This window comes from Serratia sp. Je.1.23.a, assembly GCF_051129805.1.
Lineage (GTDB): Bacteria > Pseudomonadota > Gammaproteobacteria > Enterobacterales > Enterobacteriaceae > Serratia > Serratia liquefaciens.
The window spans coordinates 1,499,121-1,512,123 of the sequence record NZ_JBCPSR010000001.1 but is presented as its reverse complement, the minus strand read 5'-3'; the positions used below and the strand labels follow the sequence as shown (position 1 = coordinate 1,512,123).

9 protein-coding genes are annotated in these 13,003 nt (G+C 58.0%); 3 read left to right on the top strand and 6 right to left on the bottom strand.

Annotation, left to right across the window (positions count from 1 at the left end; genetic code table 11):
• Nucleotides 1-123: 123 nt before the first annotated feature.
• The 6 genes from dcp to AAZT04_RS07290 all read right to left on the bottom strand — a co-directional run bounded on the left by dcp (nucleotide 124) and on the right by AAZT04_RS07290 (nucleotide 9,888).
• A complete protein-coding gene (gene dcp, locus AAZT04_RS07315) occupies nucleotides 124-2,325 on the bottom strand; it encodes a peptidyl-dipeptidase Dcp (RefSeq protein ID WP_434679440.1) in 2,202 nt (733 codons plus the stop codon).
• A gap of 166 nt (nucleotides 2,326-2,491) precedes the next feature.
• Nucleotides 2,492-3,265 carry a xanthine dehydrogenase accessory protein XdhC gene (gene xdhC, locus AAZT04_RS07310; RefSeq protein WP_048759084.1) on the bottom strand — a complete coding sequence of 258 codons (774 nt, stop codon included), beginning with the start codon at nucleotides 3,263-3,265 and terminating at the stop codon, nucleotides 2,492-2,494.
• The gene (gene xdhB / locus AAZT04_RS07305; protein WP_048759087.1) at nucleotides 3,249-5,651 is read right to left on the bottom strand and encodes a xanthine dehydrogenase molybdopterin binding subunit; all 2,403 of its coding nucleotides are present in this window, start codon (nucleotides 5,649-5,651) and stop codon (nucleotides 3,249-3,251) included. The genes xdhC and xdhB overlap by 17 nt, the downstream gene beginning before the upstream one ends.
• Nucleotides 5,644-7,074, bottom strand: coding sequence for a xanthine dehydrogenase small subunit (gene xdhA, locus AAZT04_RS07300; RefSeq protein ID WP_434679437.1), 1,431 nt, complete (start codon nucleotides 7,072-7,074; stop codon nucleotides 5,644-5,646). The genes xdhB and xdhA overlap by 8 nt, the downstream gene beginning before the upstream one ends.
• Nucleotides 7,071-8,402: a guanine deaminase gene (gene guaD / locus AAZT04_RS07295; RefSeq protein ID WP_048759090.1), complete on the bottom strand. Its 1,332-nt coding sequence runs from the start codon at nucleotides 8,400-8,402 to the stop codon at nucleotides 7,071-7,073. The genes xdhA and guaD overlap by 4 nt, the downstream gene beginning before the upstream one ends.
• Nucleotides 8,403-8,712: 310 nt before the next feature.
• Entirely contained in the window at nucleotides 8,713-9,888 is a 1,176-nt protein-coding gene (locus AAZT04_RS07290; RefSeq protein WP_020826775.1) for an ROK family transcriptional regulator, read from the bottom strand.
• A 100-nt stretch (nucleotides 9,889-9,988) separates the two neighbouring features.
• Here AAZT04_RS07290 and AAZT04_RS07285 point away from each other — a divergent pair, with 100 nt between their 5' ends.
• Genes AAZT04_RS07285 through AAZT04_RS07275 form a run of 3 tightly spaced genes read left to right on the top strand, consistent with a single transcriptional unit; the run spans nucleotide 9,989 to nucleotide 12,986 of the window.
• Complete coding sequence (locus tag AAZT04_RS07285; protein ID WP_020826774.1) at nucleotides 9,989-11,239, top strand: extracellular solute-binding protein; 1,251 nt, start codon at nucleotides 9,989-9,991, stop codon at nucleotides 11,237-11,239.
• A gap of 9 nt (nucleotides 11,240-11,248) precedes the next feature.
• Complete coding sequence (locus tag AAZT04_RS07280) at nucleotides 11,249-12,157, top strand: carbohydrate ABC transporter permease (RefSeq protein ID WP_020826773.1); 909 nt, start codon at nucleotides 11,249-11,251, stop codon at nucleotides 12,155-12,157.
• The gene (locus tag AAZT04_RS07275; protein WP_046373635.1) at nucleotides 12,147-12,986 is read left to right on the top strand and encodes a carbohydrate ABC transporter permease; all 840 of its coding nucleotides are present in this window, start codon (nucleotides 12,147-12,149) and stop codon (nucleotides 12,984-12,986) included. The genes AAZT04_RS07280 and AAZT04_RS07275 overlap by 11 nt, the downstream gene beginning before the upstream one ends.
• Nucleotides 12,987-13,003 lie beyond the last annotated feature (17 nt).

Sequence of the window (13,003 nt, the reverse complement as noted above, 5' to 3'; positions counted from 1 at the left end):
TTGATTGCTCACGGGCCAAAATATCCGGCGCATGATAAATCCTCGTTTCGGCTATGTCCCGACGAAAAAAAGGACGCAAGAAACTTGCGCCCTTCTGGGAGTTTTGGGTTATGCCGCGAACTGTTATTCGTCTTTAAGACCGCGGTTGATCAACATCGGCTCGATACTCGGTTCTTTACCGCGCCACTCGACGTACAACTTCTCCAGATCCTGGCTGTTGCCGCGTGACAGCACCATATCGCGGAAACGCTGGCCGTTCTCCGCCGTCAGCCCACCGTGCTCGCTGAACCACTGGAAGGCGTCATCCGCCAGCATTTCAGTCCACAGATAGGCGTAATAACCGGCGGCGTAGCCGTTACCCCAGATGTGTTTGAAGTAGCTTGAGCGATAGCGTGGCGGCACGTAGCTGAGATCGATCTTGTCTTTCATCAGCGATTCGGCTTCGAATTTATCCACGTCCTGCTGCGGCTGATCGGCGCTCAGCATATGCCAGTGCATATCCAACAGTGCCGCAGACAGCAGCTCGGTCATGTCGTAGCCCTTGTTGAACTTGTCGGCTTTTTTGATTTTATCGACCAGTTCCTGCGGCATGGCTTCACCGGTTTTGTAGTGTTTGGCGTAATGCGCAAAGACTTTAGGATCGCTGGCCCAGTGCTCGTTGAACTGCGAGGGGAATTCGACAAAATCACGTGCGGTATTGGTACCTGAAAGGCTTGGGTATTCCTGATCGGCGAACATACCGTGCAACGCATGACCAAACTCGTGGAACATGGTGATCACGTCGTCGTAAGACAGCAGCGCAGGCTGACCTGCTGCCGGTTTGGTAAAGTTGGCAACGTTGTAAATCACCGGTTTGGTGCCTTTCAACTTCGACTGTTCGACGAAGTTGCTCATCCAGGCGCCGCCGCCTTTGTTGTCGCGTTTAAAGAAGTCGGTATAGAACAGCGCCATCGATTTGCCGTCTTTATCGAACACCTCATACACGCGCACGTCCGGCTGGTAAACCGGGATATCCTTACGTTCTTTGAAGCTGATGCCGTACAGCAGGTTGGCGGCATAGAACACGCCATTGTTCAGCACGTTATCCAATTCGAAGTAAGGTTTGATCTGCGATTCATCCAGATCGTACTTCGCCTTGCGCACCTGTTCGGCATAGAACTGCCAATCCCAGGCGGCAACCTTGAAATCGCCTTTCTGCTGGTCGATCACCGCCTGAATGTCTTTGGCTTCACGTTCGGCACGCGCAGTGGCTGCCGGGACGATATTACGCATGAAGCTCAGCGCCGCATCCGGCGTTTTGGCCATCTGGTTTTGCAGCTTCCAGGCCGCATAGTTCGGGAAGCCCAGCAGCTTGGCCTGCTCGGCGCGGACTTTGGCCAGGCGGGCAATCGTCTGGCGAGTGTCGTTGCCGTCACCCTTTTCTGCCCGATTCCACGAAGCGTCAAACAGCGCCTTGCGAGTGTCTCGATTTTTCAGGCTTTGCAAATCCGGCTGCTGGGTGGTGTTTTGCAATACCAGTAACCACTGCTTGTCCAGCTTACGCTCACCGGCGGCCTGAGCGGCAGCGACCAGTTCGCTCTCAGACAATCCGTCCAACTTACCCTTGTCGGCGATAGCCAGCGCACCATCTTTGGTCGCCGCCAGCAGCTTGTTGGAGAACTGGGTACTCAGCGTCGCCGCTTCCTGGTTCAGCGCCTTCAGCTTGGTTTTATCGGCGTCGGAGAGATTGGCCCCCGCCAGCTCGAAATTTTTGTAAGTCACTTCCACCAGGCGGCGAGATTCGGCATCCAGCTTCAGCGCATCACGCTGCTGATAAATCGTCTTGATACGCGCGAACAGTTTGCTGTTGAGCATGATGGCGTCGTCCAGCGCCGCCAGCTTCGGTGAGCTTTCTTCATCCAACTTTTGCAGCGCGTCGCTGGTGTTGGCCGAGGTCATGGCACCAAACACGTTCATCACGCGTGACAGCAACGCCCCAGACTGTTCCAGCGCCACGAAGGTATTTTTAAAATCAGGCTTGGCCGGGTTGTTGGCAATCTTCTCCACTTCCTCCAGCTTTTGCTTGATACCGGCATCAATTGCCGGGGCGTAGTCGCTCTCTTTAATCAAATTGAACGGCGGCGCCTGGAACGGCAGGCGACTTTGGTAGAAGAACGGGTTCTGGTTCTTTTTATTGTTGTGCTGGTTGGCTTCACCGGTCACGTTAGCCTCCTTCGCCTGACCACTCGGCAACGCGGTGTGGTCAGCGTGCGGGTTAGTTTCTGCTGCCTGTGCCTGCGAGCTCAGCGCCATGCCGATCGCCAACACCAATGTAGATAAACGCATCAAATCGAAACTCCTCCATGTTCACAGAATAAATTGCGCGGGAACCCCAGTTCCCAGGCCACATCCTAGCTTAGGCGCAGTTGGCAGTTTGAGCAAAAACAAGTGATTAGAATGTTGAGTTGGCCTAAGCATCAGGCTTTTGGCCTTCGGTTTAATGAAAACCTTTTCAGCGTAAACCTTGTCCGTAGCAGGCAATAACCTCTCCGGCCACCGCCACCGCGATCTCCGCCGGCAGTTTGCCCTTCACGTCCGGCAGGCCCAGGGGGCAGCGCATGGCGGCGATCGCCGCTTCGCTGATGCCGCGTTGGCCGAGCTTGTATTCGAAGCGTTTGCGTTTGGTCAGCGATCCGATCAGGCCGAAGTACCCTGCGTCGCCGCGACGTAAAATTCGCTCCGCCAGTGCCAGGTCCAGCGCGTGATCGTGGGTCATCACGATAAAATAACTGCCCGGCGGCATGGCGTCGACGATCTCCAGCGGCTCATCGCTGATTTCTTGCTGCACCCCGGCGGGAATAACCCGCGGGAATTCCGCAGCGCGGCCGTCCACCCAGCGCACCCGGCACGGCAGCGTGGCGAGGATATTCACCAGCGCGCGCCCGACGTGGCCGGCACCAAACAGAGCGATCTGCGGGCGCGGCGATATCATCGGCTCAAACAGCACGCTGGTGGTACCACCGCAGCACTGGCCCAGTCGCGCCGCCAGCGGGAAACGTTCCAGCCGTAACTGGGGCGCAGCCTGTTGCAGCATTTCGCGGGCAATCGCCAATGACTGAAACTCCAGATGGCCGCCGCCAATGGTATTCACCGCACGTTCGACGGTTACCAGCATTTTGGTACCCCGGTTGCGCGGCGTGGAGCCCAGTTCGTCCACCAGCGTCACCAGCACGCAGGGCTCGCCGCGCCTGCGTGCCTCTGCCAGCGCCTCAATCCATTCGTCCATCGCCGTTCTCCCGCGTCAATTCAGTGACAATGTCACTTGCCAGCATCTGTTGCACGCCCCACAGCACCCGTTCCGGCGTGGCCGGTGCGTCAATGTTGGGTTGCAGGCGGTAATCCGCCAGGCTGGCGACCGCATCCTTGATTGCGCACCATACCGAAATGCCCAGCATAAACGGCGGCTCGCCCACCGCTTTGGAATGAAACACCGTATCTTCCGGGTTTTTGCGGTTTTCCAGCAGCCTGACGCGCAAATCGGCAGGCACATCGCCGATAGCAGGGATTTTGTAGCTGGCAGGCCCGTTCGTCAGCAACTTCCCTTGTTCGTCCCACACCAGCTCTTCGCTGGTCAGCCAGCCCATGCCCTGCACAAAGCCCCCCTCGACCTGACCGACGTCGATTGCCGGGTTCAGCGAGTCGCCCACGTCGTGCAGGATGTCGGCGCGCAGCAGTTTGTACTCGCCGGTCAGGGTGTCGATCACCACTTCCGCACAGGCCGCGCCGTAGGCGAAGTAATAGAACGGGTGACCGCGGGCCTGGTCGCGATCGTAGAAAATTTTCGGCGTGCGGTAATAGCCGGTGCTGGCGAGCGAAACCTGATTGAAATACGCCTGCTCAACCACCTGCTCGAAGCTGAAATAACGCTCGGCCACTTTGACCTGGCCGTTATTGAAAATAATCTGCTCCGCACTGACCTGATGCTGTTTGCTCAGCATCTCGATCAGCCGCTGTTTAATGATTAGCGCGGCATTCTCCGCCGCCTTGCCGTTGAGATCCGTGCCGGATGACGCCGCCGTCGGCGAGGTATTCGGCACCTTGCCGGTATCGGTAGCGGTGATTTGAATACGTTCGATGTCCACCTGGAACACTTCGGCGACAATCTGCGCCACCTTGGTGTTTAGCCCCTGGCCCATTTCGGTGCCGCCGTGGTTAAGTTGAATGCTGCCGTCGGTGTACACCAGCACCAACGCACCTGCCTGGTTAAGGAAGCCGGCGGTGAAGGAAATACCAAACTTCACCGGCGTCAGCGCCAGCCCTTTTTTCAGGATTGGATTTTGCGCGTTGAACTGCCGGATCGCCTGACGGCGGGCCTGATAATCGGCACTTTGCTCCAGCTCTGCGGTGATTTCCTGCAGCAGGTTCTGCTCCACCGGCTGGTGATAATGCGTAACGTTGCGTTGATCCTTGCCGTAATAGTTGGTTTTTCGCACCGCCAACGGATCGAGCGCCAGATAGCGTGCAATATGATCCATAACCTGCTCAATCGCCATCATGCCCTGCGGCCCGCCAAAGCCCCGGTAAGCAGTATTGGAAGCGGTATGCGTCTTACAGCGGTGGCCAGTAATCAGCACATCTTCCAGAAAATAGGCGTTATCAGCGTGAAACATGGCGCGATCGACAATAGAACCCGAAAGGTCGAGCGAATAGCCACAGTTGCCTGCCAGGCTGATTTTCACCCCGTGCAGCAGCCCGCTGTCGTCGAAACCTACGTCATATTGAATATAAAACGGGTGGCGCTTGCCGGTGATCAACATGTCATCGCGGCGGTTAAGGCGCATTTTGACCGGTCGCCCGGTGAGATGCGCCATCACGGCGCACAAACACGCAGGACCGGCAGCTTGCGTTTCCTTACCGCCAAAACCACCGCCCATGCGCCGCGTATCGATTGTCACTCTGTGCATTGGCAGGTTGAGCACCGAGGCCACCAGCTTTTGGATCTCTGTCGGGTTCTGAGTCGAGGAATACACCAGCATGCCGCCGTCCTCGGCCGGCATCACCGACGCAATCTGGGTTTCCAGATAAAAGTGTTCCTGACCGCCGACATGCAGCTCCCCCTGAATGCGGTGTTTCGCCTGCGCCAACGCGCGGTCGGCGTCGCCCCGTTGATGACGATGCGCCTCCTGCACCAGGAAACCTTCCCGTAAAGATTGAGTGACGTCCAACCGTGCCGGTAAATCCCGATAGGTCACTTTAATCGCCTGAGCGGCACGCCAGGCAATTTCCGGATCTTCCGCCGCCACAACCGCAATGACCTGTCCGACGTATTCCACCTTATCTTTCGCCAGCAGTGGATCGCCGTGCGTTAAAGGGGCGATATCCAGTTCGCCCGGTACGTCCTGCCAGGTGATCACCCTTACCACGCCGGAAAAGTCGTAACATGCCGACAGGTCCAGCTTTTCGATCTGCGCATGTGCCCGTTCGCTCAGCCTGGCCGCCAGATGCAATTGGTTCGGAAACTCAAGCCTGTCGTCGATGTATTGCGCTTCACCGCTGACGTGCTTGTCGGCACTCTCGTGCTTGCGGCTGCGGCCTACGCCGCTGGTTAACGACTGGCGGAAACGTTCTGCCAGGTGTTCCTGGGTGTGTTCGGTCCCTTTGCGATTACTCATGAGCGGTCACCTCTATTGCCAGCTGCGGCGCTGTCAGCGCAATGAAGTAGCGACGCAGCAGGTTTTGCGCCACCAGCAAACGGTAAGCGCTGCTGGCGCGGAAATCGCTCAGCGGCGTAAAGTCCTGCGCCAACGCCTGTGCCGCTTGCTCAAGGGTTTCTCGCCGCCAGGGCTGCCCAACCAGTTGCTGCTCACAGAGTTCGGCGCGTTTCGGGGTCGCCGCCATGCCGCCGAACGCCACGCGGGCGCTGCGGATAACGCCTTGATCAAAGGTCAAATTAAAAGCGCCGCACACGGCCGAAATGTCGTCTTCCAGGCGTTTGGAGACTTTCCAGGCACGAAAGTCCGCCGGTGCGCTGGCAGGCAGTACGATACTTTCAATAAATTCCCCCGGCTGCAGTGCGGTTTGGCGGTAGCCAAGGAAGAAGTCGTTCAACGGCAGTTCACGCTGGGTAGCACCACAGCGCAGGATCAGCAGCGCGTCCAGCGCCAGCAATAAGGGCGCACCGTCGCCAATCGGTGAAGCATTGGCAATATTGCCCCCCAACGTGCCCTGATTGCGGATCTGCTGGGAAGCAAAACGCGCCAGCAGTTCACCAAAGGCCGGATGATAGTTGGCCAACATCGGATACAAATCACTCAAGGCGGCGCCGGCGCCAATCACAAGACGATCGCCCTGCCAGCTTACCTGCCTGAGCGCCTCAATTTGGCCAATAGCGATGATCAGCGGGATATCCTGATGCCGCTGGGTGATTTCCAGCGCCAGATCGGTCCCGCCAGCCAGCAGCTTGGCCTGCGGGTGCTGTTGATAGAGCCGCGCCAGCTCATCGAGGCTCTGCGGCAGCAAACAGCGCTTGCCGTCAGCCTCCAGCGGCGTTGCGGCACGCATGGCCTGCAGCCGTTGCAGCGTTTGTGGCTGGTGGTGGTCGAAGCTGTCTGGCTGAGGGTTACCGCACGCCTGCTGCGCCGCCGCCAAAATCGGGCGATAGCCGGTACAGCGGCACAGGTTGCCGGCCAGTGCCTGCTGCGCCTGTTCGCGTTGATAGGACGCTGTGTTTTTTTGCAGGCAGAACAGCGACATCACGAAACCCGGTGTACAAAAACCGCACTGTGAACCGTGACAGTCGACCATAGCCTGCTGCACGCCGTGCAATTCCCCCTGCTGTTTCAGATCCTCTACGGTGATCAACTGTTTGCCGTGCAACGCGCTGACGAAGGTCAGACAGGCATTAACGCTGCGATAGCGCAGCCGATCGCCTTCCGGCTCGGCCAACACCACGGTACAAGCGCCGCAATCGCCGGAGGCACAGCCCTCTTTGGTGCCGCAGCGGCCAAGGTCACGCCGCAGGTAGTTCAGCACCGTGGTGTTGGGATCGAGTGCGGTTTCTGTTTTCAGGGTTTGATTAAGCAGAAACTGGATCATGCCGCCTCCTGGCACTTGGCCGCTTGGTACACCACTTTGCCGTCGACGTAAGTACGATAAACATTGCGATCGTCACCCAGAGTCATCAACACAAACAGTTGCTCCGCCAGTTCGCGGCTGTTTTCATGTCGTAACTTTTGCAGCGGTGACACGGCCGGATCCAGCACCACAAAATCCGCCTCTTTGCCCACGTCGAAGTTGCCGATTTTGTCGTCGAGCGACAGGGCTCGAGCTCCGCCCAGCGTCGCGTGGTAGAAGGCTTCACAGGCGGAAAGCTGATAGCGCTGCAGCTGAGCGACCTTGTAAGCCTCACCCAGCGTTTCCAGCATGTTAAAGGTGGTCCCGGCCCCGACGTCGGTGCCGATACCCAGCCTGACCTGCTTCTGCCAGGCCTTTTGCAGGTTGAACAAACCGCTGCCCAGAAACAGATTGGAGGTTGGGCAAAAGGCGATCGCCGAACGGGTTTGGCACAGGCAATCCCACTCTTGTTCTTCCAGATGCAAACAGTGGGCGAACACGCTTTTCTCTCCGGTCAGCCCGTACTGGTGGTACACGTCCAGATAGCTGCGGCTGTCGGGGAACAACTCTTTTACCCAGGCCACTTCATCAAGATTTTCGCTCAGATGGGTGTGCAGGTAGGCATCCGGAAATTCCTGGCGCAGGCGCTGCACCTGCTCAAGCAGCGCCGGGGTGCTGGTGGGCGCAAAGCGTGGCGTAATGGCGTAACTCAGCCGCTGTTTGCCGTGCCAGCGCTCAATCAGCGCTCGCGTTTGGCGGTAGCTCTGTTCCGGGCTTTCCAGCAAGGCTTCCGGCGCATGGCGATCCATCATCACCTTACCGGCAATCAAGCGCATGTTCAGCGCCGCCGCCTGGCGGAACAGCGCTTCAACCGACTGAGGATGCACGGTGCCAAATACCAGCGCCGTAGTGGTGCCGTTGCTTAACAGCTGCTGCAGAAAGAATGCCGACATTTTGTCAGAGTGCCGTTCGCAGCAAAATTGGCTTTCTGTCGGGAAGGTATAGTTTTTCAGCCAGGTCAGCAGTTGCTCGCCATAGGCGCCGATCATTTCGGTTTGCGGGTAGTGAATATGGGTGTCGATAAAACCCGGCACGATCAGTTTGTCCGGATAATGAGCGACCTCAAACCCCGGCGGCAACAGCGATTCGCCCTGCTGCCAGCTGCCGAACCAGGCAATCGCGCCTTCATGGAGCAGCATTAACCCGTCAGGAATATGTCGCAGTTGCTGACCTAATTGCTGCGGATGATCCACGCAGGCCGCGATGTCGAAAAAATTGCCACGGATCGCCGTGGTGAATGGCATGTTCATTTTGCTTTCCTTCTCTACCGACCAGCGCACAGCACCCGGCTGAGTCAATTCAGCCTGGAGAGCGATGGCGGTCTTTTTATCGATCGCAGATGTTGATTTAAGAATAGCAAGCCGCGTGCCAGTCGGTTTTTTATTGACTATTTATGTTTAAAAACAGAAGGATAAAATTCACCGAACAATATTCTGAGCCAACGAAAAATAAGCAGAATATAAGCAAACGGTTGCCCTTAAATAGCAACCGTTTGCTTATATTGGATTAATGATTAGCCTGCACCATTATTGGGCAAGAATATAAATCGGAGGATGGGTTTTATGACTTCAATAACACTTCATAACGGGGATTGAATTCATCAAACAGCGGCAGTGCCGCCGCCCCCAATGCGGCGGTATCCGCACCGGTGGTGCCCAGCCGCACCCGCAGGCCGTCGAGGTATTTGCTGCGCACCGAGCGATGCAGCGGCACCAACCGTTTAATCAGTTGCGCCACGAGGCTTTCCGGCATCAGGCCGCCGATAATCACGGCTTCAGCGTCAAACATGCATTCGACTATGTTGATCGCCTGACGTAACGCAGGCACCGCCGAATCCAGCCAGGTGTCAATCTGCGACTGCGGCAATGCCAGCAAGTCTTGTGGTCTGGCGCTCATCGGATCCAGCCCGCAGCTCTCGTAGGCCGCCTGCAGAGAGACATAACGCTCCAGGCAGCCCTGGTTACCGCAGTAGCAGGCGCGCCCGCCCGGTTGCACAATCATGTGGCCGACTTCACCAGCATTGTGCGCATGGCCGGTATAAATTCGGCCATCGGTGAAAATCCCCGCGCCAAGCCCGGTACCGAGATACAGATAAATAAACGAATTCAGCTGTCTGGCTACGCCGTGCAAACGCTCGCCGATGGCGGCGACGGTGGCATCGTTCTCCAGCGTCACCGGCAGGCCGCTTTGCGCGTTAAGTTCAGCCACCACATCGATATTTTCCCAACCGTTGAGCGTGGTCGGCCCGACCGACGAAATCCCTTCCACGCCAAACGGCCCCGGCATTACCACGCCGATCCCCAGCATTTTTCCCCAGGCCAGATCCGGCTGCTGGCGCATTTCTTGCAGTACATCACAAATCAGTTTCAAGGTCGCAGCAGGTTGCGGCTTTTGCACCATAATCAGCCGGTGGAAACGTACGCTGCCTGACAGATCAACCACGATCATCAGCAGGGACTGGTGATCCAGATGGATGCCGATGGAATACGCACTGTCTGGGTTAAGGGTCAACGGCGTGGCTGGCTGACCTCGCCCGCCGGCACGACGCGGCAGGTGCGAAGAGAGAATGCCGGCCTGTTCCAGCTCGGTTGCGATGTTTGAAACGGTTTGCGGCGTCAGTGAGGTCAGCCGGGCAATTTCGGCACGGGTCAGTTCTCCGTGCAGACGGATAGCCTCTATCACTACGCGCCGGTTGTGTGCGCGAGCATGTTCAAGGTTAGTGCCGGAAGTCGTCATAACTGCCTATGCAGAAAGGGAAATCGTCTTTGCAGTATGGTGCCCTCCAATAAAGCAATCAAATTGATTTAAAAATCTTTTTAACACCGGAGAACGCACAATGAAAAGCCATACCCTTGCCGCTACGGCAGTCTGTACTTTGTCTGCCCTGGCGCTCAGTCTCTCATCCGCCTATGCCGCCCCCACGCAAATTAGCGCGTTGTTTATGACCCAGGCGGCCTACAGTGAAAACGATATCCGCGCCATGACCGCGGACTTCAGCAAACAACACCCGGATATCACCGTTAATCTGGAGTTTGTCCCTTACGAGGCGCTGCACGATAAAATCGTCGCGGCACGTGGTGCCGGCAGCAATGGCTACGACGTGGTGCTGTTCGACGCCATCTGGCCGGCGGAATTCACCAAGTTCGGCCTGCTGCAAGACGTCACCGCGCGCATCAGCGCCGACGACAGCGCCAAAATCTTTGCCGGCGCCATGACCACCGTCACCTACAAAGACAAGCGCTGGGGCATGCCGTGGATCCTCGACACCAAATACCTGTATTACAACAAGGCCATGCTGGCCAAGGCCGGGATTGCCGCCCCGCCGAAAACCTGGCAGGAGCTGGAACAGCAGGCGGAAATTCTGAAGCAGAAAAACGTGGTCAAGTACCCGCTGGTATGGAGCTGGTCACAGGCCGAAGCGCTGGTTTGCGACTACACCACGCTGGTGTCGGCCTTCAAGGGCCAGTTCATCCAGCAGGGCAAAATCACCTTCTCCAGCCCGGGTTCGCTGCAGGCCGCCAGCTACATGAAAGCGTCACTGGATAAAGGGCTCACCAACCCGAATTCTCGCGAGTATCTTGAGGAGGACGTGCGCAAGGCCTTCTCCAACGGGGATGCAGCCTTCGCACTGAACTGGACCTATATGTACAACATGGCCAACGATCCGAAGCAAAGCAAGGTGGCCGGCGACGTCGGTATCGTGCCTGCACCGGGCTCCGAGGCCGGTCAGGTTTCTGCGGTGAATGGCTCCATGGGTCTCGGCATTGCCAAGGCCAGCGCCCACCCCGATCAGGCCTGGCAGTACATCAGTTACATGACCTCGCAGCCGGTGCAGGACAAGTACGCCAAGCTTAGTCTGCCGATCTGGAAATCCTCCTATGAGGATCCCGCGGTGCAGAAAGGTCAGGAACCGCTGATCGCCGCCGCCAAACAGTCGTTGAACGTGATGCTTTCGCGCCCCGAAACCGCGGATTACTCACGGCTGTCCAACGGATTGCAGCAGGACCTGCAGCAAATCCTGCAGGGTAAAGTCACGCCGCAGGCCGGGCTGGATGCCGCGACCCAAAGCGCAGCACGGTTGCGTTAAGCGATGACGATGCTCACTCTGCCCCAACGTGAGCGTCGTCAGGCATGGGTGCTGCTGGCACCCATGCTGCTGATGATGCTGCTGCTTACCGCCTGGCCGCTGGGTCGTACCCTGTGGCTGAGTTTTACCGATGCGGCGCTGGTCGGCGACGGCGTAGCGCCGGCCTGGGTCGGTGCGGATAACTTTCTTTATGCCCTGACCGACCCGGACTTTCAGGCGGCTCTGGGGCGGACGCTGTATTTCACCCTGGTTTCGGTGGCGTTTGAAGGGGTGATTGGCGTGCTGGTGGCGCTGTTGCTCAATCAAAAATTCCACGGTCGCAATCTGCTGCGGGTGTTGGTGATTTTACCCTGGGCGCTACCGACCATCGTCAACGCCACGATGTGGCGACTGAATTTCAACCCGGATTACGGCAGCATCAACGCGCTGCTGACTCAACTCGGCGTGATCGACCACTATCGCAGTTGGCTGGGAGACCCGGCTTCGGCACTCAACGCGGTAATGCTGGCGGACATTTGGAAGAACTATCCGCTGATCACCCTGCTGACGCTGGCGGCATTGCAAACCATCCCGGACGATTTGTACGAGGCGGCTCGGCTGGACGGCGCCTCTGCCTGGCGACGATTCCGCGCCATTACCCTCCCCGCCATTCTGGCGCCGCTGGCCGTGGCGTTGGTGCTGCGTACCATCGACGCGTTCAAAGTGTTCGACATCATTTACGTGATGACGCGCGGCGGGCCAATGGACAGCACCAAAACCCTGAGTTTCTTTGTCTATCAGGAATCGTTCAGCTATCTGCGCGCCGGCAGCGGTGCCGCCTACGCCGTGCTGATGACCTTGCTGTGCGGCGTGCTGATTGCGCTGTACATGCTGATGCTGTTCCGCCAGCGCAGAAGGAGCCTCGCCGATGAAGCCTAAGCTCCGCCTGCTCTTGCGCTACGGCGCCGCGCTGCTGCTGGCAGTGTCGATCCTCGCACCGATGCTATGGCTGTTTCTGATGAGCGTCAGCTCTTCGGCCGATCTGACCCGCGTGCCGCTGGAATGGCTGCCGCGTCACTGGGATTTTTCGCGTTACGTCAGCCTGCTGTCGTTGCAACCCGGCCAACCCGGTGCGTTGTTTCTGCATGCGTTGTTCAACAGTCTGCTGGTTGCCTGCGGCGCGACGCTGATTTCGTTATTGCTGGCCATTCCTGCGGCGTTCAGCTTTTCCCGCTACCCCGGCCGCGACGGCTGGCTGTTTGCCAGCCTGGCGATCTACATGGTGCCGCCGGTGGCTTTCGTGCTGCCGCTGTACTTTATCCTGCAACAGTTGGCGCTGTTGAACACCCATATCGGTCTGGTGCTGGTCTACTGCTCGCTGATCCTGCCGTTTCTCACCTGGATGCTGAAAAACCAGTTTGATGCCCTGCCGATCGACATCGAGCAGGCCGCCCGGCTGGACGGGTTACGCCAGTGGCAAGTGCTGTTGCGCATTACCCTGCCGCTGGCCAAACCGGCATTGGGTGCCTCGGCGCTGTTCGGCTGGTTGCTGGCCTGGGACGAATTTTTCTACGCGCTGCTGTTTACCAGCAATATTCAGGCGCAGACCTTGCCGGTGACCATAGCCGGTTTCACCGCCGGGCGGGCCACCGATGACGGGCTGATCGCCGCCGTCGGCATTCTGGCTGCCATTCCACCGCTGTTCATTGCCCTCTGGCTGCAAAAAACCCTGGTTAGCGGCTTAACCAGCGGCGGCAGCAAGGGCTAATTTATTCAGGGAAAATA